Source organism: Streptomyces sp. NPDC056580, from assembly GCF_042793175.1.
GTDB lineage: Bacteria > Actinomycetota > Actinomycetes > Streptomycetales > Streptomycetaceae > Streptomyces.
In genome coordinates, this window is sequence record NZ_JBHTVE010000006.1 from 280,755 (window position 1) to 306,939 (window position 26,185).

A 26,185-nucleotide genomic window follows, 5' to 3' on the forward strand; every position below is an offset into this window, starting at 1 on the left:
AGACCGAGCAATGCCCGCACCAGCCACAGGCTCCGCCCAGACACCCGTCAATTCGCGGTCCCGCGTCCTCATCGCCAGTCTCATCGGCACGACGATCGAGTTCTACGACTTCTACGTCTACGCGACCGCCGCCGTCCTGGTCTTCCCCTCCCTCTTCTTCCCGGGCGGCGACCCCACCACGGCCCTCCTGTCGTCCTTCGCGGTGTTCGGCGCCGCGATGGTCGCCCGCCCGATCGGCGCCGTGGTCTTCGGGCACCTCGGCGACCGGCTCGGCCGCAAGCGGACCCTCGTGGTCTCGCTGCTGACGATGGGCCTCGCCACCCTGCTCATCGGCGTTCTCCCCACCTACGCCCAGGCCGGCTGGATCGCCACCGCGCTGCTCGTGCTCATGCGGCTCGCGCAGGGCTTCGCGCTCGGCGGCGAGTGGAGCGGCGCCGCGCTGGTCGCGACCGAGAACGCGCCCCGCGGCAAGCGCGCCCTGTACGGCACCTTCCCGCAGCTGGGAGCCCCGCTCGGCTTCATCATCGGCAACGGTCTCTTCCTGATCATCGGCGCCCTGCTCCCGTCAGCGGCCGGAGGCGACCCCACACAGCCCTCCGACGCCTTCGTCAGCTGGGGCTGGCGCATCCCGTTCCTGTTCTCCGCGGTGATGGTCGCCATCGGCCTGTGGGTGCGGTCGCGGCTCGTCGAGTCCGCGGTGTTCGCCAAGACCCGCGAGACCGGCAAGGTGCGCAAGCTGCCGCTGGCCACCGTGGTCCGCGGCCACTGGAAGCAGCTGGTCCTCGGCACCTTCTTCATGCTGGCCACGTACGTGCTCTTCTACCTGATGACGACGTTCTCGCTGAGCTACGGCCGCACCCCGAAGGACGCCGCCGTGCCGGGCCTGGGCTACAGCTACACCACGTTCGTACTGATGATGATCTTCGGCGTGCTGTTCTTCGCCGTGTTCACCCTGGTCTCCGGCCCGCTCGCCGACAAGTACGGCCGACGGGCCACCCTGCTGTGGGTCACCGCCGCGATCGTGGTCTTCGGGCTGGTCTGGGTGCCGCTGATCGGTCTGGGCACGCTCGGCGTCGTCCTGTGGCTCGTGCTCGGCTTCACGCTGATGGGCATGACGTTCGGCCCGATGGGCGCGCTCCTGCCCGAGCTCTTCCCGACGAGCGTGCGCTACACCGGATCCGGCATCTCGTACAACGTCAGCTCCATCCTCGGGGCGGCCGTCGCCCCCTTCATCGCGGTGGCGCTGTGGAAGGCCGGCGGCGGATCCCCCTGGCTGGTCGGCGTCTACCTCTCCGCGATGGCGGTGCTGACGCTGGTCGCGCTCTTCCTCGGGGAGGAGACCAAGGACGTCTCCCTCGACGAGGGCGAGGCCGCGTCGGCGGGCGACGGCGCGCGCGCCCCGGCGGCCTCCTCCGCGGTCGCTCCGTAGCCCCGGAGTCCTCTCTTCCCGCCGTTCACCCGGCCCGCGCCTCGTGGCCCCGGAGCCTCTGCTCCCGCCGCTCACCCGGCCCGTGCCTCGCCTTTCGGCCCCCGGCTCGCGTTCCGCCGCCGGGGGCCGTGGCGTGCCCGCCGGCGCGGCGGGCGGTGGATTGAGGCACCACCGCGCGGGCAAGCGGACGTCACGGCGGCGGAGCCCGGACGGGCCCCGCCGCGTCCGCCGGTTCGACCAGGGAGAGTGGGCAGGGGATGACGCGGGAAACGATCGCGGCGCCGGGAGGACCGTCCCGGCCGGCCGGCCGGGACGACGCCCCGACGCCGCCGCTGCGGCCGGGCGGGTACGACCCGGGCGACTACGCCGCGCTCGTCGTGCGCGGCGCCGAGGAGGCCGGGGTGTCGGCGCTGCTGCTGATGGGAGTGCTCCACAACGAGGCGTACAAGCCCCACCACCCGCTGCTGGAGCGGCTGTGGCACTGGTGGAAGCCCGAGGCCTCCTTCGGCATCGCCAACATGCACCGGGCGACGTTCGAGGAGGTGCGGCGCGCGCACGGTCTGACGGGCCGGTGGGAGGACCTGCGCGACGACCCCGCGTTCGCCGTGCGGGCAGCGGCCCTGCACCTGAAGGACCTCGACCGGCGGCTGCCGGGGCGGCACGTGCGCCGGTACAGCCGGGACGAACTCCTCGCCCTCGGCTACAACGCCGGTGAGCGCAACATGCGGGCCTTCGCCCGCGGTGTGCCCCCGGGCCCCATGGCCCGGTCCTACCTCCGCCGCCTGCGGGCCAACCGCCACCGTTCGGCCAGGGCGCTCGCGGCGGTCGCCGGCCCGGACGCCCCGGCTTCCCGGGCCGCGACGACGCGGCCGGCCAGCCGGAATCGGGCAAACGGGGCATAAAGAGCATCCTGGGTGAGGGCGCGGGTAACGGGATGTGAAAGTCACTCCTACAGGGAGGTGCATCCCATGACGCCGACTCAGGACGTCGTCGAGATGATCCTGGAGGATCACCGGACGATGGAGGACCTGCTCCGCCTGATGCGCAGCACGGAGGCCGATCGACAGGGCGCGCTGCACGACTTCGCCCACCTGATGATCGCGCACGGTGAGGCCGGGAGAGCCTCCGTGCACCCCGTGCTGGAGACGTTCGAGGACGCCGACACCGTCGAGCACGTCGAGGCCGCGCACCGGGAAGCCGTCAAGGTTCTCTTCGCACTCCTCCAGGTGGGCCGGATCGGCTCCGCCGAATGGGACTGGAGGCTCCAGCAGTTGGCCTCCGCCACCGCCCGGCACACGGACGCCGAGGAGCGCACCCTGGTCAACCGGGTACGGGAGAGCCTCAGTCGGCGGTGCCGGGAGGAACTCGGCGCCGGCTTCGCCCGGACGGAGGCCGAGTTGCTGACGGCGCGGTGCGGCAGCGTCGCCAACGTGCACCGCATGGTCCACGACGCCGCACCCCTGTGATGTCCCGCCTGCTTCGTGAACACCCGGCGACGGGATCGTCCCGGCCGCCGCGGAGGAGAGACCCACGACAGGAGGCCGTCATGAACTGGACCCTGGACACCTTCCTCACCCAGGTCGCCGAACGCGCGGGCTACGACGGGCCGCAGCAGGGGGCAAGAGCCGTGCGCAACGTGCTGGAGGTCCTCGGCGCCCACCTGGTGGGCGACGACCGCACGGACCTGGCCGCGCTCCTGCCCGGCGGCTGCGGAGCACTGCTGACCGCGAGCGCGCCGGCCAGCGAGCCGCTGACGCCTGCGTCGTTCGTCGAGGCCGTGGCCGACCGCAGCAACGAGGACCTCGCCGAGGCGAGACGCGAGATCGACGCCGTGCTGCCCACCCTCGCCGAGGTGGCGGACCAGGCGCTGCTGCGCCGTGTGCTCACGCAGTTGCCGCCGGGCCACGCCGGCCTGTTCGGCCGCACCGAACCCGGCTGACCGGCCCGGCCGCCCGCCCGGGCGCCGTGTTCCGGAGTGCGGCCGCTGATCAGTCGCCGACGGCCTGGACGATCTCCTGCGGATCCAGGCCGGTGAGCTGTGCGATGCGCGGCGCGGGGATGCCGGCGGTCAGGGCACGGTGGACCAGCGACTGCCAGTCCTGGGTGGTGTCCCGGAAGTTGAGCAGCTCGGTCTCCAGGTCCGTCACGGACCTCGGCGCACAGGCGTGCTCCACCCGCAGGGTCTCCTCCTCGCTGAGGGGGACCGGCAGCCGCTCCGCCTCCTCGGGGACGAGCACCTCGGACCCGGCCGGGAGGATCCTGACGTGCTCGGAGGAGGCGGGGAGTCCATGGGCGTGCAGCCAGCCCTGCACCGCGGGGCTGTCGGCGCACTCCAGCTCACCGACCGCGGACAAGGCCGCACCCAGACGCGGATGACGTTCCGGGAGAACGAACAGCAGGGCCTCGTCGGCCATGGTCGGCACCTTTCTCACAACAGCTCGGCAGGGATCCCATCACTATCCCCTCCCCACTCGCTCTGCCCGCATCGGCACCGCTCACTCACCCCGGAGGATGGCGCACCGATCACGTGTACGCACGAGGGGCGGCCGCGGCGGGCGGGGTCCGCGGCCCGGACCGGCCCGTCTAGTCGTACCGCACCGTTCGGTCGGCGTCGTCCTGGGCGAGCAGTGACAGCAGCGAGGCCACGGTCAGCCCGATGCCGGCCTCCGCCGGGTGGCGCAGGATCCGGCTGGGGTCGATCCGGTAGGTGTTGCTGCGCCCCTGACGGGTGTGGGACAGGTATCCGTCCTGCTCCAGGTCGGTGATGATCTTCTGCACGGCGCGTTCGGTGAGCCTGCAGTGGGCGGCTATGTCGCGGATGCGGGCGTTGTGGTCGTCCGCGATGGCGGCCAGTACGCGGGCATGGTTCGTGAGGAACGTCCATCCGCTGTGTGGCTCGGGCACTCCATCCATGCTCCGAGTTTACTGGTTACGGCTTCACGCATCCAAAAACACGTACTTTTTTTCAGGCATCGATTGACGTACTTTGGTTGCCGAGCAACGCGTCGAACAGATGACGGAGGGAGCCATGCGCGAGTCGGCCCACCACGGAAAGCCCCTCTTGCCACGCCCCTCGGCGGGCGTGCCGGAGGGCCGGGATCCGGTACCGCCGGGCTCCGTGGTCGTCACCTCCACGGCGAGGGGATGCCGCACCCGCGTCACGGTCCGTGGTGAACTCGACCTCAACTCCGGCCGTCGTGTGCGCCACCGGCTGCACACCGCGCTCGCCGGCTCGGCCTGCGGCCTCGACCTGGACCTCAGCAGACTCGGCTTCTGCGACTGCGCGGGCCTCAGCGTCCTGCTGGACCTGCGGCAGCAGGCCCTGCGCCAGGGCAAGACCGTCACGATCGGCGCGGTCGGCCCGGCCGTCGAGCGGCTGCTCGAGCTCGTCGGCGCCCGCGAGCTGTTCGACGCCCCGCACATGTGCCGCAGGCCGGCGCGGCGGCCGGGCGCCGGGGACCGCACCCCGGCCGCCGGTCACTCCCCGTCCGGCCTGCTCACCACCGTCAGCAGCTGCTCCCGGTCGGCCAGGGCGTCCAGGGAGAGCGTCCGGTAACCGACCTCGTCGAAGAGCACGGTGATACGGTCCCCGTCCTCGCTCAGCACGGTGCCCCGGCCCCACCGGGCGTGCCGCACCGGGACCCCGGCCGGATACGAGCCCGCGTTCGCGGGCCGCTCCTCGCCCGTCCCGTCCGCGCCGGCGGCCTCCTGCTCGTCGCACACGTCGCAGTTTCCGCACACCGTCCCGTACCGCTCGCCGAAGTAGCCGAGGAGGAAGCGCCGCCGGCAGCCGGTCGCCTCGGCGTACGCCCGGGCCATGTCCACCCTGGACCGGTCCATCCGCTTGTGCGCCTGCGCGCTGTCCGCGGCCCGCCGCACCGCGCTCGACGGCTTCATGCCCGAGGCCGGCCGGATGGCGCCGAAGCCGTCCGTGACCACCGCGCCGGCCTCCTCGAGCAGGTTCACGGCCGTGGTGACCCGGGCCCGGGACATCCCCACGTCGCGCCGCAGCTCGTCCAGGTCAGGGGGATCGCCGGAACTGTCGTGGACCGCCCGCACGACCTCGTCCACGGACTCCGGCCGCACCGTGCGACTGCTGAAGAACGCCTGCATCCCGGTGTCCTCGGCCCGGTAGTGCAGTACGGCCAGGGCGGGCCGCCCGTCGCGGCCGCAGCGCCCGATCTCCTGGTAGTAGGCGTCCAGGGAGCCCGGCAGCGAGGCGTGCAGCACGAACCGCACGTTCTCCTTGTCGATCCCCATGCCGAAGGCCGAGGTGGCCACGACGACGTCCGTGTCGCCCGCCAGGAACGCCTCGTGGACGCGCCGGCGTTCGGCGGCGCGCAGACCCGCGTGGTAGGCCTCGGCGGCGAGCCCGAGGGAGGCCAGTTCCGCGGCGTACGACTCGCTGTCCTTCCGCGTCGCCGCGTAGACGATGCCCGGCTTCGCGGCGGCGGCGGCCTCCTCGACGACCACGCGTCGCCGCTCGGCGTCCTCCAGGTGGCGGTGTGCCTGGAGTCTGATGTTGGGGCGGTCGAAACCGGTGACGAGCTGGCGTGGCCGCTCCATGTCCAGCCGCTCGACGATGTCCTGCCGCACCGGGGGCGCGGCGGTCGCGGTCAGCGCGAGCACGGGCGGCCTGCCCAGCCGTCGTACCGCCTGGCCGAGTCGCAGGTAGTCGGGCCGGAAGTCGTGGCCCCAGGACGACACGCACTGGGCCTCGTCCACCACGAAGAGGCTGGGGCGCACCTCGGCCAGCCGCCCCACGACCTCGTCGTTGGCCAGTTGCTCGGGAGACAGGTACACATAGCGCACCGCGCCTTCCCGGACCGCTTCCCACGCGGCCTCGGTCTCCGCCGCACCGAGGTCGGAGTTCACGGCCACCGCGCCCGGGCCGCGGTCGCCACCGGGTAGCCCGGCGATCTGGTCCCGCTGCAGTGCGAGCAGGGGCGAGACGACCACCACCGGCCGGGGCAGCAGCAGCGCGGGAACCTGGTAGACGGCGGACTTGCCGGACCCGGTCGGCATGACGACGAGTGCGTCCCGTCCCTCCAGCACCCATCGCATGGCGGTGAGCTGCTCGGGACGCAGTTCGTCCCAGCCGAACACCTCGGCAGCGGTCTCGCGCAGACGCCGGGTCGCCGACCGTCCGCCCGTCCGTCGTCCGTCCTCGGTCATGTGTGCGATCCATCCATCGGTGATCCACGGGGCGCCGCCGGAACGCGGCGCTGCCCGGGTCACCTGGTGCGTTCCCGGCAAACACGCGGTGCGACGCGGTGCGGCGGGTACGAAAGGCCCGCCCGTGGCGTGCGAGTCCGGCCCGGGAGGACGACCGGGGGCCGCCCGTGCCGTGGATCTACGGCTGGTCGGCGGGCCGGCCCGCGGACCGGTAGGCGTCCCAGTCGGCGCGTCCGCCGGCGCCCAGCACCCCGAGATCGGAGGCCAGTTCGGCGGGGGAGTGGTGCCGCAGTTCGCGTCGGGTGATCCGGGCGACGACGGCCGGGAAGAGCGGCCGCAGCGGCTGGCACCAGCGCAGCCACGGTGGCGCGTAGACGGACCGGGCGCGCCGGGCGATGCCGGAGGCGAGCCAGCCGGCGACCTGGTCGGGGCTGTGGACGCGGCGCGCGAACCGGGGCTGGTTGCGGCGCAGGGCGCTCAGCACGGGGTGGTCGTCGATGCCGGCGACCATGTCGGTGCCGGTCCAGTGCAGGTACGCGACGCCCACGCCGATGTGATCGGGTTCGACCTCGCCGCGCAGAGCCAGGGCGAACGACTCCGCACCGGCCTTGGAGGCGCAGTAGGCGCTCATCATCGGCGCGGAGCCGAAGGCGGCCGTGGAGGCGATCTGCAGGAAGTAGCCTCGTGTGCGTGCCAGTTGCGGCAGGAAGGCCCTGGCGGTGTTCGCGGCGCCGACGAGATTGACGTCGACGACCCGCTGCCACAGGTCCGCGGGCGTGTCCGCGAACGGACCGCCGGCCGCGATGCCGGCGTTGGCCACGACCACGCTCGCCGGGCCCAGTTCCCGCTCCACCAGGCGGGCGGCGCTCTCGAGGGCGGCGCGGTCGGTGACGTCGGCCTCGACGCAGAGGGTCCGGTTCGGCAGGGCAGCGGCAGCCCGGCGCAGGGTCTCGTCCTCGCGTCCGAGCAGGACCACGTTCATGCCCGCATCGGACAGGCGCCGGGCCAGCGCCTCGCCCACCCCACGCGCGGCCCCGGTCACCACCGCGATCCGTCCGCGCAGCGGTGCGCCGGTGCCACGGCGGTGCCCGGCCGTGACGGAGATCTCACGCACTTGGGGTCCTCGCTCCTCTGGAAGGCGGCGGGCGGCGCCCTTCCGGCTCACCTACCCGGCCCGGGCCGTCCGGCCCGCGGTGCTTGGTCCGTTCGGCCGAGCGGTGGTCCGCCGGCGGCGGGGACGGCGGCCCCGGTGTGCGGGTCAACGGCCCGCCACCGCCTTCAGGCGCAGGTCCGACCAGGCGCTGTCGGCCAGGCCGGGCTCCAGCAGCACGTCGGCCGCGGTGCACGCCGGTGCCTCGGCGGCGGCGAGCATGGTGGCCCGGCCCCGGGGACCGGCCGCCGCGGCGGCGAACTCGGGGGTGTGGTCCGAGGCGTCGAGTCCAGGATGGCGACGAACGGATGGATCGCCGGGTGAAGGCGGTGGGCATGGCGGCGACACCGCGCTCGACGGTGAAGCCGCCGGCCTCCAGTTCCCCGATCAGCAGGGCGGCCGAACGGTGCTCCTCGAAGGCGGGCTCCGGATGCGCGTGCAGGTCCAGCGCGATCCGCCAGAGCCGTTCGGCGAGGGCACTGGTCTCCCGTGCGATGGCGGTGTGGACGGTGGCGAGGTCATGTGGCATGGCGATGTCCAGGGCCGAGGTGGGACCGACACGAATCGAGTGACCGGCGGGTGTGCCCGGGCCCCGGACCGCGCGGGTACCACGCCGACTCCCGGCTACGCGCGAGCGGGCCCCGGAGCGCCGGGCGTGTGCCGAGGCCCGCGGCGCCGGGCGTATGCCGCCTGCCTGGTCAGGGCCGCACCAGGCGGCGCAGGGCGAGCCGGGCGAGCGGGGCGTAGGCCGTCAGGACCAGCCACGGGCCGTGCATCGTGAGGCTCGTCGTGCTGCCCCGCCCGTGTGCCCGCACGTCGTGGCGCAGGCGGAGCCGGGCCGGGCCCAGCCGGACCCGCCAGGTCCAGGTGCGCCGGTCGTGGTCGACGGATTCGACGACGAAGGCGACGCGGAACCCCGCCACCGACTCGACCGTTCCGCTCATGCCGGCGGTCAGCCTGCGATCGGGCGTGTGCACGGCTCTGATCTGCGGGGACCAGGACGGCCAGCGATCGACGCACGCGTAGCGCCGCCAGACCGTCCCGGGAGCGGCCGGGCCGGTGGCGCGCAGGGTCAGGCGGCCCACGACGCACCCGCGGGACACCGTGCGCGGGAGGACGCCCGGGCGCCGCCGGCGCTCACCCGGTCTGGTCCCGCAGGTATTCGGTGAGGGCCTTGCCGGGCCGGAACGCGGCCGTTCCGTCGGCGACGTGGAAGCTGCCGAAGCTGCCGAGGGTGACCGTCTCCTGGACCTTGAGTACCTCGGCGATCGTGCCCGCGTGCTCCACCGTGCCGAACAGGGTGTCGAGGACCCGCCCCACCTCGTCCGTGCCGAGCTGACCGTCGGCAGCGCGTTCGGCCTGGCGGCGGGCGGTCATCTCGATGAGCTTGGACTTGTCCATGTAGACGTTCCTCATCGCGTCGCGGGGGTGGTGCTCAGCGCTTCCACCATCGCGGCCCGCCGGGCCGGCCGCATCTCCCGGCGGGCGCCCGAGTGGCCGGAACGGCTCCACCGGGGCCGGCCGAGACGGGTGGCGCGGTTTCGCGCCACCCGAACGAGTGGCGGCCGAGATCCAGCCCGCGCTGATCAGGAACATGGTCAGCCGCACGTGCCCCGCCCGGACGGCGAACGACCGCGTTTCGACCGCGGCCTGCACCGGGGGTCCCGCACAGCGCTGGTCGCTCGGGTTCTCCTGCGCCGCTTCGCGGTGAACGCGGCGGGCGGGGCCGGCAGAACTCACCGGCCCCGCCCCCTCGTCGGCCGGTCAGCCCGGCCAGGCGCCGGTCAGCCGGCGAGTGGCGACCGCGCCCGCACGGTCCACGGCCGCCTTGACGCCCGCGAAGATCGCGCCCTGCAGTGTCGCGGCGAGCAGAACCTCGCGCCAGCCGCGGTCCTCGTCCGTGGCGTCGGGGGCGTCGTCGTCGTGACCGACGACTTTCCACGCCTGTTTGAACAGGCCGCCGGCCAGCATGCCGCTGACGGCGCCCAGGGCGAGACCGACCGGCTTGTAGGCGATCTTGGATGCCTTCACCGCGTCATCCCTTCCGGCGGCACATCAGCCACAGCACCGTGACCGCTCCGGCGGCGGCGAGCACCAGGCCGCGGTTGTCCCGCGCCATCCGCGCGCCCTGGGCCGTCCTGGCCCGCACCGGCTCGGGCACCTTCTCCTCCCACACCTGGCCGGCCTGCCCGGCCACCTGCGCGGCCTGCTCCCTGACCGGGTCGGGCAGCTTTTCCTGCACACGCGAGACCGCCTGGGCGGCCGCGGCCCTGGCCTGCCCGGCCTTGAGCGCGGCCCGTTCCTTCAACTCGCCCGCCTTGACGGCCGCCTGGTCCTTCACCTCGGCGGCCTTCTCCTTGGTACGGGCCTTGACGTCGGCCTTGGCCGCGAGCGCCTCCACCGTGTCTCCGAGTTCCCGGCGAGTGTTCTCGACCTGCTCGCGCAGCTCGTCGGGGCTCTCGGCGGTCGGCTCGTCATGAGGCGGCTGGGTCATCGGTGCGCACTCTCCTTTATCTCGGCCACGTCGGCCTTCACGTTCTCGATCGTCGCCTCGGGCGCGGGGGGCGCGGCCTCGGCGAACTCCTTCTTCCCCGTCAGCGCCATCACCCCGGCGACCACCGCGAGGACCACGGTCACGATGAGGCCCGCGGCCCACACCGGCAGCGCCACCGCCAGTGCGGCGATCACGGTGCTCACCAGGGCCTGAAGCATCAGGAACCCGACCAGGCCGGCGCCGCCGAACAGCCCGCCGCCCTTGCCGTACTTCTTGCCCTTCTCCTTCATCTCCGCCTGTGCCAGGCGCAGTTCACCGCGCACCAGTTCCGTCAACTGCTGCGAGGCGCGCTGCACCAGCTCGCCCACGGGCTCCGGCCCCGCCGTCTCGGGGCCGAGGCCCTGACGCGGCTGCGTACTGGACGACATGGGGATCACCTCCTTCGTACCGACTCCGTCCTGCGGGAAGCGCCCCTCGGCGCCCCCGTTGAGCGGGCGGGTACCCCGAACAGGCCAGTTCAGGACACCCAATTCGCCCGCTGCCGCCGCACGAGCCATGCGGCGGCCAGCCCGATCACGGCCCCGGCGGCGACGTCACTGGGATAGTGGGCCCCGCTCTGCACGCGCTCCACCGCCACCAGGGCGGCCGGCACCGCGCACAGGACGCCCGCCGCCGGCCACGCGGGCAGCACCGCGGCCGTGAACGCCGCGGCGGCCGCGGTGTGCCCGGAGGGGAACGAGGAGGAGTCGGGCCGGTCCTCCACCTCGTCGTGCGGTATCCATTCCTTCGGCGGCCGGGGCCGGTCCGCCAGTCGCTTGCACAACCCGTTGGAGACCAACTGCGCCACGCCCAGCGCCGCCAGGCCCGCCCCGGCGGCGCGACGCCCGCGCCGGCCTCCCGTCGCGGCCATGACCGCCGCCGCGCCGCACCACAGCTTGGTGCCCTGCGCGCACTCCTCCACCGCCGACAACGTCCGGTGCACGCCCGGTCCGGCGCACGCGGCGATCCTCCGGGTCAGACGCCGATCCGTCTCACGCAACCCCGCCAACACCATCATGAACAGCAGGTATCCCAGGCGCCGTCGTTCCATGCCCACGCGGATCCGGGGGCCGGCCGCGGGTGATGTCGGGGCGAGACGGATCCGGCACCCGGGTATCTGGCGTCACCCATGACCGACGCGGGTATACGCGCGAGGGACGAACGGGGTGCAGAAGATGGCCGCCATGGAACCACTGCCGCTGGGCGAGGACGGCACCACGCCGGGGAAGTGGACCGTGCAGACCACGGTCGCCCTGGACGGGGACGGCGCGGACATCGGGCAAGCCCGCCATCTGACCGCGGAGTTCCTCACCCGCGTGCAGACCGAGCACGGGCTGCCCGTCTCGCAGCGCGCCATGGACCTCACCCAACTGGTGGTCAGTGAACTGGTCACCAACGCCCGGAAGTACGCACCCGGCCCGGTGCTGCTGGACCTGCGCGTCACCGGTGACACGGTCGAGGTCATGGTGTGGGACTCCGATCCGGTGCTGCCCATGGCCAGAGCCGCGGACGCCGGCCGGGTGGGCCAGCACGGGCTGGAGATCGTCATGGCCGTCGCCCAGGGCTTCGAAGCGCAGCGGGAGCCGGTCGGCAAGCGCGTCACCGCGCGTATCGCCCTGGCCGACGACCCCGGCGGCGCCGTGTCCGGGCGCCGGCCCCAGTAGCCCGACTTCAGCCACCGGGGCGGGACTCGGGCGCGGCCCGGCGCCGGCCGGCTGTCACAGCCAGCCGTTGCGGCGGAAGACCCGGTACAGCAGCCCGGCGCCGAGCAGCATCACGGCGAGCGCGCACGGGTAGCCGTAGCGCCAGTCCAGTTCCGGCATGTCGGCGAAGTTCATGCCGTAGATGCCGGTGACCGTGGTGGGAACGGCGAAGACCGCCGCCCACGCGCTGATGCGGCGCATGTCATCGTTCTGCCAGGTGCCGACCTTCGCGAGATGGGCGTCCAGGACGGAAGCGAGCAGGTCGTCGAGGGCGCGGACCTCGGTGTCGGTGCGGGTGAGGTGGTCGGCGACGTCACGGAAGTACGGCACGACCTGCGCCGGCCAGCCGTCGCGCGGCTTGGTGAAGGGCTCCACGACCGGAACCAGCGGCTGCACCGCGTCGCGGAACTCCACCACTTCGCGTTTGAGCGAGTAGATCTGCTCGGTCAGGTCGTCGCGGGCGGACGAGAACACGCACCGCTCCAGTTCCGTGAGGTCCGTGCGGACCTGGACGGCGGCCTCGGCGTAGGCGTCGACGATCACATCGGTCACCGCGTGCAGTACGCAGACCGGCCCGAGCCGGGCCATCTGCGGCTGCTCCGCGAGCCGGCGCGCCGCCTCCGCCGTGGGATCGTCCGCACCGTGCCGGACCGTCAGCGCGAAGGACGGGCCGAGGAAGATCATCACCTCGCCGGTCTCCACGTCCGCCGTCCGCTCGACGAACCACAGCGTCTTCAGGGCCACCGCGAGCACGTCGCCGTAGCGCTCCTGTTTCGGCCGCTGCCGCGCCTGGACCGCGTCCTCGATCGCCAGCGGATGGAGCTTCACGTGTTCGCCCAGCTTCTGCAGCTCCTCCTCGCGGGGTTCGTCCATGCGAATCCAGGCGAACTCGTCCGGCTTCAGTACGGCCAGACGCTCCAGGGCGCCCTCGCAGTCGCCGTCCGCCCGCCGGCAGTCGATGTGCTCGCTCTCACCGGTCTTCTCCTGGTAGATCACGCACTCCATGCCCTCACGGGTGCTTCCGCCGGCGCGTTCCATGCGCCGCGACCTGAGGAAATCACCGCCGGGTGCCGGTTTCCGGCGCAAGATCCTGTTGTGACCGGGGTGCGGTGTCGATCAGGCTCGCGGTCATGAGACCTCCTCGGCACACAGCATGGGGCGCCCTCCTGGCGGCGACCGCGGTCATCGCGCCGGCCGCACCCGCGTCCGCGGTCACGACCGACCTCGGCACCCTTCCGGGCGGCAGGCAGAGCAGCGCGACCGGGGTCAACAGCGAGGGTCTGACGGTCGGCTGGGCCCGTCTTTCCGCCAACGCCACCTACGCCACACGGTGGGACCCGCAAGGCGCCATCAGCCGGTTGACCAGCCCCAAGGGAAGCACCGGGAGCGAGGCTCTCGCCGTCGACGACGCCGGCGTGATCGTCGGCGACGCGACCGGCTCCGACGGCCAGGAACCGGTGCGCTGGAACGCGGACGGAACGGTCACCCGCCTCGGTGCGCCACCGGGTGGCAAGGGCGGCGTGGCGCAGGCCGTCAGCGGCAACTGTTTCATCGCCGGGCTGACCTACGACGCGACCAGCGGCCTCAGACGGGCCGCGCGCTGGAGTCCCGACGGCAGCGCCACGGTCCTGCCCTCGCTCCCCGGCGACAGACAGGCATGGGCCCTGGGGGTCAACAGCTCCGGGGTGGCCGTCGGCGTCCCTCAGTCCCGCCCTCCGCCTGCGCCCGGTGCGGTGGAACCCGGACGGCACGGCGCAGGAACTGCCCGTGCTGCCCGGCGGCACCGCCGGCCGGGCCAACGGCCTCAACGACAACGGTGAGGTCGTCGGTATGTCCGGTGTCAGCACCGCGACGGGGCCGCGGCGACTCGTTCCGGTCCGCTGGAAGGCCGACGGGACGGTCAGCGCTCTGCCGGCACTCGGCGGCGACGACGGTGGCGAGGCCACCGCCGTCAGCAACCTCGGGGTCGCCGTCGGCGAGTCGACCAAGGGCGGACTCGACCCGCGTGCCGTGCAGTGGAGTTCGAACGGCGACGCGACCGATCTCGGTGTGCCGGCCGGCGGCGGGAACGCGTGCGTTCCGGGCTCGGTCGCCGTGAGCGGCACCACCGTCGGGGAGTGCGGCGTCAACGACCCCGAGGACGCCACGCTGTTCCACGCCGTGCGCTGGAACTGACAGCCCGGTCGTGGCGCACCGCCCGGGCCGAGCGGTGCACGGCCGGCGGTTCCGGGCCGAGCGGTGGACCGGCCGCCGAGGGGGGTGGGCCTGGTGTTGAATGTGGCTCCATGGGCGGAAGCGGGCGTGCGGCGAGCCGGACGGCGGTACTGGTCTGCCAGGGGCGGGCGGCCGCTGACGGAAGGGCGGCCACGGACCGGTTCGCGGATCCGGTCGCGGTAGGGCTGCTGCGCGCCGCGGAGCGCGTGCCCGTGGACGAGGTACGCGCGAACACCCCGCCGGAGGGCCGGCGGGAGCGCCTCGTGTACGAGAGCGTGCGGGCGTGCGCCGAGGTGGTCGTGCCGCGGACGGCCGCCATCGACGGGGCCCTGCGCACCCGCATGACCGGCCAGCTCGTGATCCTCGGCGCCGGCCTGGACACACGCGCGTGGCGGCTGCCGGGCCTGGCGCGCACGGATGTCTGGGAAGTCGACCATCCGGCTTCCCAGCAGGACAAGCGTGCCCGCCTCGCCGAGGCCGCGGCGGCGCTCGGCGGACCGGGTGAGGACGGTCGCGTACCGGCCGCCGGGCTCCCGGCCGTCGCCCGTTGCGTGCGGTTCACGCCGGTCGACTTCGCCGTCGACGACCTCGGCGCCGCGCTGGACGCCGCCGGACACGATCCCTCCGCGCCGACGACCTGGCTGTGGGAGGGGGTCGTCCCCTACCTGACGCGCGCGGAGGTGCGTGCGACGGTGGCCGCACTCGCGGCCCGGACGGTCGCGGGCAGCTCACTCGTCGTCAACTACCAGGCGCCGTCGGCGAAGGCGGCCGCGGGGCGGCTGCTGACGCACGTGCTCGGGGCTTCCGTCACGGCGGGCGAGCCGTGGCGCTCGCTGTGGCGGCCGCGGCGGATGGCCGCGCTGCTCGCGGGGCACGGACTGCGAGTGGTGTCGGACGACGACCTCCTGGCCCTCGCACACGCTCTCGGCGGCCCGGTGCGCGGGCGGGCGTCCCTGCGGTCGGGTCGCGTGGCCGTCGCGGAGAGCCGCTGACCGGGCCGCCTTCGCGGGCAGCCGCTGACCGGGCCCCGGGTCCGACGTGCACGCGCGCGTGCGGGCGGGTCAGGCGGCGAGCCCGTCCAGCAGGAGCCGGAGCCCGGCGAGGAACTCCTGGTCGGCGTCCACGTGCCGGGCGGTGCGGGCGGTCGCGCTCATGTGGGGGAAGTCGGTGGCCGGCAGCCGGGTGATCGCCGTGGTTCCCGGTCCGGCCAGCGGGCCGAGATGTTCGAGCTGGATGGCTCCGATGAGGTAGGCGAGCAGGGCGCGCAGGGCGATCACGCGCCGCTCGCCGTCGATCCCGGCCGCCGTGAGGACGGAAAGCACGGTCTCCGCCCAGCGAAGCACGGCGGGGGAGTGGTGCCGGTGGACGACGGTCAGCGGGACGACCTCCGGGTGGGCGCTCACGGTGTCGCGCAGGCGTCGTGCCATGACCTCGACCTGGTCACGCCATGACGCGCCGGGGTCGGGCGGCTCGGTGTCCACCTCGCCCAGTACGCGTTCGACGACGAGCCTCTCGAGGTCCTCGCGGTCCCGCACGTACCGGTAGAGCCCCATCGTGCTCGTGCCGAGCTCCTGGGAGACGGCGCGCATGGACAGCGAGGCCAGCCCGTCGCGGTCGATGACGGCGAGGGCGGCCGAGGCGATCTGGTGTGCGGTGAGGGAACGCGGTCGTGGCATGACGGTTGACAGCGTACGGCATACGCCTACGCTGGTAGGCGTACGTCGTACGCCTACGGAGAAGAGGCATGCGCATGGTCCCGACCCCGGGCAAGTCCGAAGTCGTCGTCGCGCGGCGCGAGCTCACCGCCGTGTCGGGGGACCGGGTCGTCCTTCCCGACCCCGGTCGGCTGATCCACCTGCAGTTCCGGCGCTTCGCCGGATGCCCGGTCTGCAACCTGCACCTGCGGACGGTGGTGCTGCGGCACCGGGAGATCGAGGCCGCCGGTGTGCGGGAAGTGGTGGTGTTCCACTCGCCGGCCGAAGAACTGGCGCCGCACGCGGCGGATCTGCCGTTCGCGGTGGTCGCCGACCCGGACAGGCGGCTCTACACGGAGTTCGGCGTGGAGCGGGCACCGCGCGCGCTGCTCGACCCGCGGGTGTGGCTGCCCGTCGTGCGGGCGGTCGTCAGCGGCGCCTGGAACGTCGTGCGCGGACGGGAGCGGCTGCCCTCCACCCGCCCGCACGGCGGCCGGCTCGGGCTCCCGGGAGACTTCCTCATCGCACCCGACGGCCGTGTGCTCGCGTGCAAGTACGGCGAGCACGCCTACGACCAGTGGCCGGTCGACGAACTGCTGCGACTGGCGGCCGGTGCGGACAACCCGACGGCCGCCGAGCGGCCGCCGGGGTCCGGCGTCTGACCACTGCGGGGATCACTCGCGGTGCGTCGTCACCAGTGTGCGGCCGCCCGGACGAGGTCGGTCGCCGCTGTCTCGATGTCGTCCGGACCGGTCCAGCGGCCCAGGGACAGCCGCACCGCGCCGAGCGCGCGGGCCGGATCGAGGCCCATCGCGGTCAGCACGGGTGAGGGGGTGTGGATGCCGCTGTGGCAGGCCGAGCCGGTGGAGGCCGCGATCCGGCCGGCGGCGCCGAGGAGTTCGTGGCCGAGGACGCCGTCGACGCTGACGTTCAGGGTGTTCGGCAGACGCTGCCGGCCGGGGCCGTTGAGGTGGACGCGGCCGGGCAGCCCTTCGGCCAGCCGCCGGTGCAGGTCGTCCCGCAGGGCTGCCACGCGGGCCGGCGAGCCGTCGGCCAGTTCGGCCGCCGCGAGCAGGGCGGCGGCGCCGAGCGCTACGGCCAGGGCGACGTTCTCGGTCCCGGCGCGCAGGCCGCGCTCCTGACCTCCGCCGTACACGACCGGTTCCAGCCGCACGCCGTCCCGCACGTACAGCGCGGCCGTTCCCTTCGGCGCGTACATCTTGTGCCCCACGACCGTGAGGAGGTCGACACCGAGGGCCCGCACGTCGAGGGGGACCTTCCCGGCCGCCTGGGCGGCGTCGCAGTGGAAGAGCGCGCCGGACGCGTGGGCGAGGCCGGTGAGTTCGGCCACCGGCTGCAGGGCGCCGGTCTCGTTGTTGGCGGCCATCACCGACACCAGGACGGTGTCCTCGGTGAGCGCGGCGGCCAGGTCGGCAGGCTCGACGAGCCCTTCCCGCCCGACGGGCAGGACCGTCACCCGGGTGCCGTGCAGCCGCGCCAGCGCGCGGCAGGTCTCCAGCACCGCCGGGTGCTCCGTGGCCTGGGTGATCACATGGGGGCGCGGACGGCCGGAGGCCAGGACCGCCCCGCGCAGGGCGAGCAGGTCCGCTTCGGAGCCGGAGGCGGTGAACACGATCTCGCCGGGCGCCGCGCCGATCACGCCGGCCACCCGGTCGCGGGCCTCGGCCAGCGCCCGGCGGGGCGGGTCGGCGTAGGAGTGGCCGCTGGACGGGTTGCCGAAGAAGTCGGTGAGGTACGGCGTCATCGCCTGCGCGACGCGCGGGTCGACCGGGGTCGTCGCGTTGTGATCGAGGTAGACGGGGCCGCCGGCCAGACCGGGGTGCGTCGTGAGGCCGCCGCCCGCGCCGGTCACTCAGGGCCCGGGACGTCGGCGGGCGGCTCCGGCGGGCGCTGCTCCGGCGTGCCGTCGCCGGGACGGACCGCCCGGCTCCCGCGGTTGGTCAGCGGCCGTCCCGTGCCGTGGGCCGGGACGCGGCACTCGCCGCGCCGGCAGCCCGCGTTCCCGCTCGCGCCCGGCGACCCGCCGATCCGCCCGGCCGGCTCCTGGACCGGGACGCGTACGGCGCCCCGCACGTGCCCGGCCCGGTAGTCCCCGGCCGGCCGCACGTCGAGCAACACGACATCCCCGGCGGCGGTCCGGCCCCGCCGTTCCGCACGGCCCGGTCCGGTCGCCGCGCCCGCACCGGGACGCGCGTCCCGGGCGGCGGGCACGGAGGCCGCGTCGGCCTCGGCGCCCCCGCGCGGCACCGCCACGTCGCCCTCCTCGCATCCATGGATCACGGCGGGCACGCGCGGCGGGGACGACGACGCCTCCCCGTGCCCGCGCCGGGCCACGGCGAACGCGCCATGGCCGCCGCCGGGGTCCCGGAACGGGTCCGGCACCGCGACGTCGCCGTCCTCGACGGCGGACCGGGCGGCCACGCGGGCGCACAGGGGCAGGAATTCGTCCATGACACGGAGGGTGCCGGTTCTCGGGCGCCGCTCCCGGCACCGCACCGTCCGACTCCTCCGGACGGCCCGTACGGCTCGGCCGGCAGGGGAACCTGGCGCGGTTCACCCGGCTCCGCCGGGGCCCGGGCGGCAACGCCTTCGCGGCGCTCCGGGCGGCTCGCGGCCGGGACCGCGGGCGCGCCCGAGGCGCCGCATGCACTCGGCGGTGCGGGGACGTCAGCGCCGCGGCGCGGGCGCGCCGGCGGGGGCGTGGCGTGCGGCGCTGCGGTGGACCGAGATGCCCAGGGCCAGCAGCCAGTAGCTGAGGACCGCGCCCATCAGGGCGGTCGTGCCCCAGCCGTTCGCCGCGTAGAAGTGCGCGGGGTCGTTGCCGAAGAACAGGGACGGCACGAACGCCAGGTTCACCCCCGCCAGCACGAAGGCGGAGCGGCCGGTCCACCGCGGCAGCAGCCGCGTACGGGAGATCCCGAGGCCCACGGCGGTCAGGAAGAGCGCGAGCACCACGCGGCCGATCGACCCGTAGAGGATGTAGGTGCCGCTGACCGTGACGGTCGGGTCGATCGGGTGGTCGGCGGCGATGACCGCGCCGGCTTCCAGCCCGCTGGAGACCAGGGTGATCGTCGCGTAGACCAGTCCGGCGGCGAAGGCCATCGTGCCGGCCCATTCACAGGCCGGGGCGGCCCTCTTGACCAGTTCGCGGTAGGCCGTGACGAACACGATCAGGAACGCCAGCGCGAGGATGCCGATCAGCAGCCTGGCCAGGACGTTCCAGTCCGGCGGCGGGCCGGGGTAGACGAAGTACAGCGGTACTTCGACGATGAGAGCGGCCGCGGTGGCGATGCCCGCGACACCCGTGAGGCGTCTGGCTGCGGTCTCGTTCATGGATGTCCCCCCGTGCCCGAGTGCCGGGCCACTCGTCGGTTGTTGCCGTCGACGTGAATGCTGCCGCTCCCGGCGCTCCGCGTCGCTGGGCGTGGGTACCGGATACGGGGTGGTCCTGACGACACCCCCGGCACGGGCGGCGCCGCACCGACGGCTCCCGGGGACGGCCATGCGCCATCGCCCCGCCCGCAGCCGGGCGCCGTGTGTCCGGCTCAGGGGGGCCGGCGCATGTCCAGATGACAGCGCAGCCGGATTCCGGGCTGCCCGGGGCCCCGCGTCATGCGTTCCACCGCGGTCGTCGCCCACATCGCCGCGAGGGCGGCGTGGAACGCGAAGGCGGTCCGGTCGTCGGCGGCCGTGATGTCGAGGACGACCAGACCCGGTTCGGACACGTGCACCTCGCTGATCACTTCCATGCCCGCCACGACGTCCGGCGGCCGTCCGGGGGTTCGTCTCCTTCCCGGAGTTCACCCGTGCGGCGCAAGGGCGGCCGCTCGCCGCCGGCGGTTTCCGCCGGGCCGGCGGGGCTACCCGTCCTGACCTCGTTTCCCTCAGCGCGTGGCCAAGGCTCCAGGAGGACCCCATGACGCGAAAAGGCCCCGGACGGGCTCTGGAGATGCTCGACCGCCTGGAACGGTGGCCCGGCGCCGACGGCGTGATCGAGGCGGTCCAGCGCGCGGTGCGGGCGCTGCCGCTCGGAGCGGGCCGGGACGCGCTGCACGGGCGCTGGCTCGGGCACCCGGTGCATCCGCTGCTCGTGCAGGTCCCCATCGGCACCTGGCTGTCGGCGAGCCTGCTTGACGCGCTGCCCGGGGTGCGGCGAGGCCAGCGCGCGCTCACGTTCACCGGCCTGGTGGTCGCCGTGCCCGCGGCGGTGACGGGCTGGGTGGACTGGGCCGAGCTGCACCGCCCGCAGCAGCGCGTCGGTGTCGTCCACGCCCTCGCCAACAGCGCCGCGCTCGCGCTGTTCACCGGATCCCTGGTCGCCCGTGTCCGGGGCCGGGAGACGGCGGGCAAGGCGCTGGGGATCGCCGGGCTGAGCCTCACCGGGCTCGCCGGGGCCCTCGGCGGGCACATGGCCTACCGCCAGGCCGCCGGGGCCAACCACGCCGAGTACGTCGCGCACGCGGTGTCCCCCGGCTGGCACCGCGTGGGGGAGCTCGCCGAGTTCCCCCACGGGCAGGCCGTGCGCCGGCACGTGGACGACGTGCCCGTCATGGTCGTGCGGGGGAGCGGCGACGTGGTGCACGTCCTGGCCGACCGGTGCAGTCACATGGCGGGCCCGCTATCGCAGGGTGATCTCGCCGACGGGTGCGTGCGGTGCCCGTGGCACGGCAGCGTCTTCAGGCTGGCCGACGGCTGGAACGTACGCGGACCGGCCACCGCTCCCCAGCCCGCGTTCGACACGCGGGTCACCGACGGCGCCGTGGAGGTCCGGCTCAAGGACTGACGCCCCGCGTGCCGCCGGCGGTCCGGACGTGGAGCCGGCCCGTCGGCGCACGGAGCCGCCCGTTCGCGCACGGCCCGCTACGACGCCTTGTACGCGGTGGTCGACCGCCCGGGGTCTAGTGCCTGGGCGGCTTGACGGCGATGTCGAGGTAGAAGGCGTCGATGCTGCGGACGGCCGCCTCGAAGTCCTCGAGGTTGACCGGCTTGGTGACGTAGGCGTTGGCGTGGTGGTGATAGGCGCCGGTGACGTCGTCCGGAGCGGCGGACGTGGTCAGCACCACCACCGGGATGGTCCTGAGTTCGGCGTCCTCCTTGACCACGGCGAGGAACTCGCGGCCGTTCATCCGCGGCATGTTCAGGTCGAGGACGATGAGGTCCGGGCGGGCGTTGTCCGGGTCGCGCAGGTACTCGAGGGCCGCGATCCCGTCGGAGACCTGGGTGAGGTTGCGGGTGCCGCGTTCGGCGAGGGCGTCCTGGATGAGCATGGCGTCGGCGACGTCGTCTTCGACCAGCAGGACGTCGTAGGGGCGGGTAGCGGCGGCAGCCATGGGTCACGAGCTCCGGGGTTCGGGGTGGGACGGGGTGGGTGTGCTGTTGGTGATGAGCCCGGGCCAGCGGCGCCGGGCCCCTTGCCGGCTCATGCTCATGGCCCGGCCGATCTCGGGGTAGCCCGCCCCGCTCGCCGCCGCCGCGTGCGCCGCCTGGTCCTCCAGGCGTCTGACGGCCTCCTTGACACCACAGAGCACACGCAGGCGCGCGAGGGCGTGCCGGCGGGCGTCCGGGGCCGTGTCCACGAGGTCCGCGGCCGAGTGGCGCACGTCCTGGGTGAGCCGCCGGGTGAGTTCGTCCACCACCTGGGTGACCAGTGCGGCCGTCTCCCCGGGCGAAGGCGGAGTGGAAGCGGGACCAGGCATGGCGCCACTGTACGGTGACGTTCCCGACAGGGACAACACAGGTTGTCGGGCCACGGGTACAGTGTGCTTGCCATATGGCAACAGCGTTCCACTCGCCGAGGAAGACATGCAGACCGCCATACGAACCGAGTCGTCCGACAAGGGTGCGCTCTCCGACTGGACGACCCGGCGCTGGCTGCGCACCGGAGTCGCCACCACACTGGCGGTCCTGGCGGTCCTGGGATCGCTGGGCGGCTGGGCGATGTGGCGGACGTCGCAGATCACTGCCGAGCTGGTCGACCGGCGCTCGCCCGCGCTGATCGAGGCCATGCGGCTGGAACAGGCCCTGGTCAACCAGGAGACCGGGATCCGCGGATACGGCCTCTCCGGCCGGTCCGACTTCCTCCAGCCCTACGCCCGCGGACTGGCCGACGAGAAGGCCGCCCTGCGCCGGCTGCGGCCGCTGTCCGAGGACGACCGGGCGCGCGCCGACCTGGCCGAGGTCGAGAGGCTCGCCGGCACCTGGCAGCGCCGTGTCGCCCACCCCGTCTCGCAGGCCCCGGCCCCGGAGGCCGTGAAACTCACCACCGAGCGGGCCGCGGAGGGCAAGGCCGAGTTCGACGCGCTGCGACGTGTCATGGCCCGCCAGCAGGACCACCTGCGCGGCGAGCGGGAGGCGGCCACGAGGACGCTGAGGCGGGCGGAGACGCTGCGGAACTGGATGTTCGCGGTCATCGCCGTCGTCATCGTCCTGGTGGCGGCGCTCATCTCCGAGGGGCTGCGCCGGGGAGTTACCGGACCGCTCACCCGGCTCGGCTCGGCCGCCCGCGACGTGGCGCAGGGCCGGTTCGACCGCTCCCTCGCCGGCACCGGGCCCGCCGACCTGCGGCAGCTCGCCCACGACGTGGAGGCGATGCGGCAACGGCTGGTGGCGGAACTGGAGTTCAGCGAGCGGGCGCGCACGCTGCTGGACGAGCAGGCCGAGGACCTCAAGCGCTCCAACACGGAACTGGAGCAGTTCGCCTACGTCGCCTCGCACGACCTGCAGGAGCCGCTGCGCAAGGTCTCCAGCTTCACCCAGCTCCTGCAGCGCCGTTACGGCGGCCAACTGGACGCCAAGGCTGACCAGTACATCGGTTTCGCCGTCGACGGCGCCAACCGCATGCAGACGCTCATCAACGACCTGCTGGCCTTCTCCCGGGTCGGCCGTGTCCACAACGACCACCAGACAGTCGACCTCGAATCGGTGCTGAGCAAGGCCCTGGACAACCTCAGCGTGTCCGTCGAGGAGACCGGGGCCGAGGTCACCCACGACCCGCTGCCCACCGTCGTCGGGGACGCCACACAGCTCGGCATGCTGTGGCAGAACCTGCTCTCGAACGCCATCAAGTTCCGCAGCCCCGACCGGCCGCCCCGTGTCCACGTCGGTGCGGTGTCCGACGCGGGCGTGTGGACGTTCTCGGTGACCGACAACGGCATCGGCATCGCGCCCGAGTTCCACGAGAAGGTCTTCGTCCTCTTCCAGCGCCTGCACACCAAGGACGCCTATCCGGGCACCGGCATCGGCCTGGCGATGTGCAAGAAGGTCGTGGAGTTCCACGACGGCACGATCGGGATCGACCCCGACCGCACGCCGGGCACCCGTGTCGTCTTCACCCTCCCCGCGGCCGGATCCCCCTCCGTGGCCCCGCCGAGTGAGCCCCAGCCGTGACCGGGCCGGCCGCAGCGCACGACGAGCAGTACGCCATCCTGCTCGTGGAGGACGACGACGGAGACGCCCTCCTGGTCGAGGAGCTGCTCCACGACACCGACCTGCCGCACACCCTGACGCGCTGCCGCACGGCCGCCGAGGCCCGCGTGGCCTTGGCCTCGGACGCCGTCGACTGCGTCCTGCTCGACCTGCACCTGCCCGACGCGTCCGGACTGGACTCCGTCCAGGCAGTCCAGTCGAACACCCACGCCGCGATCATCGTCCTCACGGGACTGGAGGAACCGCGTGCGGGCGTCGACGCCCTCGCCGCCGGCGCCCAGGACTACCTGATCAAGGGCAAGGTCGGTCCCGACCTGATGCAGCGCGCCCTGCGCTACGCCGTCCAGCGCAAGCAGGCCGAACGGGCCAACGCCGCACTGCAGATCGGCCGTCTGCGCGCCGAGGAGAACGCACGCCTGGAGCGCGGTCTGCTGCCCGAGCCACTCCTGTCGTCCGCCACCGTCACCGCCTCCAGCCGCTACTACCCCGGCCGGGCGCAGGCCCTGCTGGGAGGGGACTTCCTCGACGTCGTCCAGACCGGCGACGGGCGCATCCACGCCGTCATCGGCGACGTCAGCGGCCACGGCCCCGACGCCGCGGCGCTGGGTGTCTGCCTGCGCATCGCCTGGCGGGCGCTCATCCTCGGCGGGCACCGCGACCAGCACCTGCTGCATCTGCTGGAGCAGATCCACATCGCCGAACGCGCCGGCAGCGACCTCTTCACCACCTGCACCCTCATCACCGTGGAGCCGGACGCGGCCACGGCCACCCTCCATCTGGCCGGCCATCACGAACCCCTCCTCATCACCGCCGAGGGGGCCCAAGTGGTCACCGCGGCCCACGGAGTGGCGCTGGGCATCGTCCCCGGACTGGGCAAGTGGCCGTCCACCACCATCGCCCTGCCCGCCCGCGGTGCGCTCGTCGCCTACACCGACGGTCTCATCGAGGGCTTCGCCGCCGGCGACTCCACCCGGCTCGGCGTCGAGGGTCTGCTGGACATCATCGGCACCATCGACACCGCGGATCCCGGCGCCCACCTGGACCAGCTCATCGCCCGCAGCCGCACGCTCAACGCCGACCGGCACACCGATGACCTCGCCGTCCTGCGCCTCGACTGGAACAACAGCCACACCGGCCGCACCCCGAGCGCCTGGCGCACGGTGCCGTAGCCCGCGGCGCTCACCCTCGCAGGAGCCCGCCGGGCCCCCTCCGGGATCGACGCACGTCAGGTCATATCCGCCAAGTCGCCATGCGGCACGCCCGTTTCGGTGGTGTGTGCCGTGTCACGCACCCAAAGGCTGCCCAAGTTGCGCGCATCACAGCGGAAATGTCCTTTTAGCGTCCATGCTCGAAGCGGTCGCCGACGCCTGAAGTGGGGCGCATCGGCATCAACTTGGGTGCACTGTGCCGAAGTGACCCCTGCCACGGCACTCGTGACCTCCCCCACGCTTCCCCCGGAAAGGTGCCCACCATGGCCGCTTACCTCTGTCCTCCTGCCGTGATACACGGCGAGCACGCAGTGAAGACCAGCCAGATCGTGGCGGAGGTGCGCGACCGGCACCCGCATGCCGCGTGGGCGCCGCGAATCGACGGCATCGCGGCCGGCACGGGCATCGAGACCCGCGGTTGGATGCTGCCGCTGGAGACCGCCGTCGCCCCGGGCGGGGGCGGGGCCCTGGGCGCCCTCGGCGCCGGGCGGGCCCAAGAGGCGCTCGCTCGCGGCGGGTTCGCCGAGCAGGACGTGGAGCGCGCGATCGCCGCCCTGGAGGCGGTGCCCGCGCCGCAGACCGTCCAGGAGCGCACCGCGCCGGCCTGGGCGGCCGTGCAGTCCTACGGTGAGCGCGCGGCGCGCGGCGCCCTGCAGATCGCCGGACTGGACACCGCCGACGTCGACTGCCTGATCACCAGCCACTCCACCACTCCGGCGCTGCCGGGCCTGGACATCGCCCTTGCCAACAGGCTTCCGCTCCGCCCCGGCACGATGCTGCTGCCCGCCACGCAGTGGGCCTGCGTCGCGGGCACCCGCTCGCTGGCGCTGGCGGCGGAGCTCGTCGCCGCGGACCCCGACCGAGTGGTCCTGGTCGTGATCTCGGAGGCGCTGAGCACGACCTACCAGCCGGCGGACGACACCCTGGAATCCCTGATCGTCCGGCTGCTGTTCGCGGACACCGCGGTCGCAGCGGTGGTCACGGGCCGCCCGCGGCGCGAGTCGGTGCTGCGGCTCGACGGCGCCTGGCACCACACCCTGCCCGGCACCCAGGACCTGCACCGCCTGGAGACGCGGGCGGACGGCACCCACTTCGTGATGGACCGCCGTGGACCGCGCGCCGTACAGGAGACGGTCACCGCGATGTGGGAGTGGCTGCGCACCCGCTACCAGGACGACCCCGACTCCTGGTACCCCGACACGCTGCTCGCGCACCCCGGCGGGACCCGGGTGCTGGAGTACATGGAGCAGACGATGCCCGACGCGTGGCCCTCGGGGCTGCTGGACCACAGCCGCGCCGGCTACACCAGCGGCAACCGCGGCGGCGCCGCCGTGTTCGACATCCTGCGGCGGGCGCACGACGCCGGGCAGAAGGCGGGCAGCCGCGCCGTCCTGTACGCGGCGGCCCCGGGTCTCACCGCCACCGCCCTGGACGGGGAGTGGCTGTGACCCCTGGAGGACGCGGGCAGGGAGAGCCCGTCCGTGACCCACTGCCCGTCCTTACGCCGTACGGGCTGTCCGGGTAGCGGGCAATCCGGCAGTGTTCTTGGTATCGCGTTAACACAGGAGTAACACTGTGGGGGTCGGCCGTCCTGGCACGTCAGTCCGGGGCGGCCGCTGTCCCGCGCGCGGCG

General features: G+C 73.7%; 32 protein-coding genes. 14 read left to right on the plus strand and 18 right to left on the minus strand.

What is annotated here, in order from left to right:
- The first annotated feature begins 10 nt into the window (after positions 1-10).
- From ACFQ9Z_RS15080 to ACFQ9Z_RS15095, 4 genes are all read left to right on the plus strand, one after another.
- Complete coding sequence (locus tag ACFQ9Z_RS15080) at positions 11-1,429, plus strand: MFS transporter (protein WP_383016498.1); 1,419 nt, start codon at positions 11-13, stop codon at positions 1,427-1,429.
- A gap of 257 nt (positions 1,430-1,686) precedes the next feature.
- Positions 1,687-2,331 (plus strand): transglycosylase SLT domain-containing protein, encoded by a 645-nt coding sequence (locus ACFQ9Z_RS15085; RefSeq protein WP_383016501.1) that lies wholly within the window; start codon positions 1,687-1,689, stop codon positions 2,329-2,331.
- Positions 2,332-2,397: 66 nt separating this feature from the next.
- A complete protein-coding gene (locus ACFQ9Z_RS15090; RefSeq protein ID WP_383016504.1) occupies positions 2,398-2,895 on the plus strand; it encodes a hemerythrin domain-containing protein in 498 nt (165 codons plus the stop codon).
- 80 nt (positions 2,896-2,975) lie between these two features.
- The gene (locus tag ACFQ9Z_RS15095; protein ID WP_383016508.1) at positions 2,976-3,368 is read left to right on the plus strand and encodes a DUF2267 domain-containing protein; all 393 of its coding nucleotides are present in this window, start codon (positions 2,976-2,978) and stop codon (positions 3,366-3,368) included.
- 49 nt (positions 3,369-3,417) lie between these two features.
- Here the strand turns inward: ACFQ9Z_RS15095 and ACFQ9Z_RS15100 are convergent, their stop codons facing one another.
- Positions 3,418-3,843: a DUF6003 family protein gene (locus tag ACFQ9Z_RS15100; protein ID WP_383016511.1), complete on the minus strand. Its 426-nt coding sequence runs from the start codon at positions 3,841-3,843 to the stop codon at positions 3,418-3,420.
- A 169-nt stretch (positions 3,844-4,012) separates the two neighbouring features.
- On the minus strand, positions 4,013-4,342 hold the full coding sequence (locus tag ACFQ9Z_RS15105) for a helix-turn-helix transcriptional regulator (RefSeq protein ID WP_383016514.1): 330 nt from the start codon (positions 4,340-4,342) through the stop codon (positions 4,013-4,015).
- Between the two features lie 115 nt (positions 4,343-4,457).
- On the opposite strand from ACFQ9Z_RS15105, the gene ACFQ9Z_RS15110 reads away from it, so the two are divergent.
- A complete protein-coding gene (locus ACFQ9Z_RS15110) occupies positions 4,458-4,985 on the plus strand; it encodes an STAS domain-containing protein (protein WP_383016517.1) in 528 nt (175 codons plus the stop codon).
- Here ACFQ9Z_RS15110 and ACFQ9Z_RS15115 read toward each other — a convergent pair.
- From ACFQ9Z_RS15115 to ACFQ9Z_RS15150, 8 genes are all read right to left on the minus strand, one after another.
- Positions 4,907-6,604: a RecQ family ATP-dependent DNA helicase gene (locus tag ACFQ9Z_RS15115; RefSeq protein WP_383016519.1), complete on the minus strand. Its 1,698-nt coding sequence runs from the start codon at positions 6,602-6,604 to the stop codon at positions 4,907-4,909. The genes ACFQ9Z_RS15110 and ACFQ9Z_RS15115 overlap by 79 nt on opposite strands.
- A 178-nt stretch (positions 6,605-6,782) precedes the next feature.
- Positions 6,783-7,709, minus strand: a complete 927-nt coding sequence (locus ACFQ9Z_RS15120) for an SDR family oxidoreductase (RefSeq protein WP_383017169.1) — start codon at positions 7,707-7,709, stop codon at positions 6,783-6,785.
- A 743-nt stretch (positions 7,710-8,452) separates the two neighbouring features.
- Positions 8,453-8,839: an SRPBCC family protein gene (locus tag ACFQ9Z_RS15125; RefSeq protein WP_383016522.1), complete on the minus strand. Its 387-nt coding sequence runs from the start codon at positions 8,837-8,839 to the stop codon at positions 8,453-8,455.
- 52 nt (positions 8,840-8,891) lie between these two features.
- A complete protein-coding gene (locus ACFQ9Z_RS15130) occupies positions 8,892-9,155 on the minus strand; it encodes a hypothetical protein (protein ID WP_383016525.1) in 264 nt (87 codons plus the stop codon).
- Between the two features lie 363 nt (positions 9,156-9,518).
- Positions 9,519-9,785: a DUF4235 domain-containing protein gene (locus ACFQ9Z_RS15135; RefSeq protein ID WP_383016528.1), complete on the minus strand. Its 267-nt coding sequence runs from the start codon at positions 9,783-9,785 to the stop codon at positions 9,519-9,521.
- Positions 9,786-9,789: 4 nt separating this feature from the next.
- Positions 9,790-10,248 carry a DUF3618 domain-containing protein gene (locus tag ACFQ9Z_RS15140; RefSeq protein WP_383016531.1) on the minus strand — a complete coding sequence of 153 codons (459 nt, stop codon included), beginning with the start codon at positions 10,246-10,248 and terminating at the stop codon, positions 9,790-9,792.
- A complete protein-coding gene (locus ACFQ9Z_RS15145) occupies positions 10,245-10,676 on the minus strand; it encodes a phage holin family protein (protein WP_383016534.1) in 432 nt (143 codons plus the stop codon). The genes ACFQ9Z_RS15140 and ACFQ9Z_RS15145 overlap by 4 nt, the downstream gene beginning before the upstream one ends.
- Before the next feature lie 89 nt (positions 10,677-10,765).
- Complete coding sequence (locus ACFQ9Z_RS15150) at positions 10,766-11,338, minus strand: phosphatase PAP2 family protein (RefSeq protein WP_383016537.1); 573 nt, start codon at positions 11,336-11,338, stop codon at positions 10,766-10,768.
- A 133-nt stretch (positions 11,339-11,471) separates the two neighbouring features.
- Here ACFQ9Z_RS15150 and ACFQ9Z_RS15155 point away from each other — a divergent pair, with 133 nt between their 5' ends.
- Entirely contained in the window at positions 11,472-11,951 is a 480-nt protein-coding gene (locus ACFQ9Z_RS15155) for an ATP-binding protein (RefSeq protein WP_383016540.1), read from the plus strand.
- 54 nt (positions 11,952-12,005) lie between these two features.
- Here the strand turns inward: ACFQ9Z_RS15155 and ACFQ9Z_RS15160 are convergent, their stop codons facing one another.
- Positions 12,006-13,028, minus strand: coding sequence for a magnesium and cobalt transport protein CorA (locus tag ACFQ9Z_RS15160; protein ID WP_383016543.1), 1,023 nt, complete (start codon positions 13,026-13,028; stop codon positions 12,006-12,008).
- Between the two features lie 92 nt (positions 13,029-13,120).
- On the opposite strand from ACFQ9Z_RS15160, the gene ACFQ9Z_RS15165 reads away from it, so the two are divergent.
- The 3 genes from ACFQ9Z_RS15165 (at position 13,121) to ACFQ9Z_RS15175 (ending at position 15,196) form a co-directional block, all read left to right on the plus strand.
- On the plus strand, positions 13,121-13,810 hold the full coding sequence (locus ACFQ9Z_RS15165) for a hypothetical protein (protein ID WP_383016546.1): 690 nt from the start codon (positions 13,121-13,123) through the stop codon (positions 13,808-13,810).
- A gap of 10 nt (positions 13,811-13,820) precedes the next feature.
- Positions 13,821-14,165, plus strand: a complete 345-nt coding sequence (locus tag ACFQ9Z_RS15170; RefSeq protein WP_383016549.1) for a hypothetical protein — start codon at positions 13,821-13,823, stop codon at positions 14,163-14,165.
- 110 nt (positions 14,166-14,275) lie between these two features.
- Positions 14,276-15,196 (plus strand): class I SAM-dependent methyltransferase, encoded by a 921-nt coding sequence (locus ACFQ9Z_RS15175; protein WP_383016552.1) that lies wholly within the window; start codon positions 14,276-14,278, stop codon positions 15,194-15,196.
- A gap of 69 nt (positions 15,197-15,265) precedes the next feature.
- On the opposite strand, the gene ACFQ9Z_RS15180 is transcribed toward ACFQ9Z_RS15175, so the two are convergent.
- Positions 15,266-15,880 (minus strand): TetR/AcrR family transcriptional regulator C-terminal domain-containing protein, encoded by a 615-nt coding sequence (locus tag ACFQ9Z_RS15180; protein ID WP_383016555.1) that lies wholly within the window; start codon positions 15,878-15,880, stop codon positions 15,266-15,268.
- 68 nt (positions 15,881-15,948) lie between these two features.
- Between ACFQ9Z_RS15180 and ACFQ9Z_RS15185 the strand changes: the two genes are divergently transcribed.
- Positions 15,949-16,560 (plus strand): peroxiredoxin-like family protein, encoded by a 612-nt coding sequence (locus ACFQ9Z_RS15185; protein ID WP_383016558.1) that lies wholly within the window; start codon positions 15,949-15,951, stop codon positions 16,558-16,560.
- A 29-nt stretch (positions 16,561-16,589) separates the two neighbouring features.
- Here ACFQ9Z_RS15185 and ACFQ9Z_RS15190 read toward each other — a convergent pair whose 3' ends face one another.
- The 4 genes from ACFQ9Z_RS15190 to ACFQ9Z_RS15205 form a co-directional block, all read right to left on the minus strand.
- Positions 16,590-17,771, minus strand: a complete 1,182-nt coding sequence (locus tag ACFQ9Z_RS15190) for a cysteine desulfurase family protein (RefSeq protein ID WP_383016561.1) — start codon at positions 17,769-17,771, stop codon at positions 16,590-16,592.
- Positions 17,768-18,370: a rhodanese-like domain-containing protein gene (locus ACFQ9Z_RS15195; protein ID WP_383016564.1), complete on the minus strand. Its 603-nt coding sequence runs from the start codon at positions 18,368-18,370 to the stop codon at positions 17,768-17,770. The genes ACFQ9Z_RS15190 and ACFQ9Z_RS15195 overlap by 4 nt, the downstream gene beginning before the upstream one ends.
- Before the next feature lie 216 nt (positions 18,371-18,586).
- On the minus strand, positions 18,587-19,252 hold the full coding sequence (locus ACFQ9Z_RS15200) for a hypothetical protein (RefSeq protein ID WP_383016566.1): 666 nt from the start codon (positions 19,250-19,252) through the stop codon (positions 18,587-18,589).
- A gap of 212 nt (positions 19,253-19,464) precedes the next feature.
- Positions 19,465-19,668 carry a DUF6207 family protein gene (locus tag ACFQ9Z_RS15205; RefSeq protein WP_383016570.1) on the minus strand — a complete coding sequence of 68 codons (204 nt, stop codon included), beginning with the start codon at positions 19,666-19,668 and terminating at the stop codon, positions 19,465-19,467.
- 167 nt (positions 19,669-19,835) lie between these two features.
- On the opposite strand from ACFQ9Z_RS15205, the gene ACFQ9Z_RS15210 reads away from it, so the two are divergent.
- The gene (locus ACFQ9Z_RS15210) at positions 19,836-20,702 is read left to right on the plus strand and encodes a Rieske 2Fe-2S domain-containing protein (protein WP_383016573.1); all 867 of its coding nucleotides are present in this window, start codon (positions 19,836-19,838) and stop codon (positions 20,700-20,702) included.
- Positions 20,703-20,817: 115 nt separating this feature from the next.
- Here the strand turns inward: ACFQ9Z_RS15210 and ACFQ9Z_RS15215 are convergent, their stop codons facing one another.
- Both ACFQ9Z_RS15215 and ACFQ9Z_RS15220 read right to left on the minus strand, forming a co-directional pair.
- Positions 20,818-21,249, minus strand: coding sequence for a response regulator (locus ACFQ9Z_RS15215; protein WP_383016576.1), 432 nt, complete (start codon positions 21,247-21,249; stop codon positions 20,818-20,820).
- 3 nt (positions 21,250-21,252) lie between these two features.
- Positions 21,253-21,615 carry a hypothetical protein gene (locus ACFQ9Z_RS15220; RefSeq protein ID WP_383016579.1) on the minus strand — a complete coding sequence of 121 codons (363 nt, stop codon included), beginning with the start codon at positions 21,613-21,615 and terminating at the stop codon, positions 21,253-21,255.
- 106 nt (positions 21,616-21,721) lie between these two features.
- Here ACFQ9Z_RS15220 and ACFQ9Z_RS15225 point away from each other — a divergent pair, with 106 nt between their 5' ends.
- From ACFQ9Z_RS15225 to ACFQ9Z_RS15235, 3 genes are all read left to right on the plus strand, one after another.
- Positions 21,722-23,305: an ATP-binding protein gene (locus ACFQ9Z_RS15225; RefSeq protein WP_383016582.1), complete on the plus strand. Its 1,584-nt coding sequence runs from the start codon at positions 21,722-21,724 to the stop codon at positions 23,303-23,305.
- Entirely contained in the window at positions 23,302-24,513 is a 1,212-nt protein-coding gene (locus ACFQ9Z_RS15230) for a PP2C family protein-serine/threonine phosphatase (protein WP_383016585.1), read from the plus strand. Before ACFQ9Z_RS15225 ends, ACFQ9Z_RS15230 begins: the two co-directional genes overlap by 4 nt.
- 302 nt (positions 24,514-24,815) lie before the next feature.
- Positions 24,816-26,000: a type III polyketide synthase gene (locus ACFQ9Z_RS15235; protein WP_383016588.1), complete on the plus strand. Its 1,185-nt coding sequence runs from the start codon at positions 24,816-24,818 to the stop codon at positions 25,998-26,000.
- Positions 26,001-26,185 lie beyond the last annotated feature (185 nt).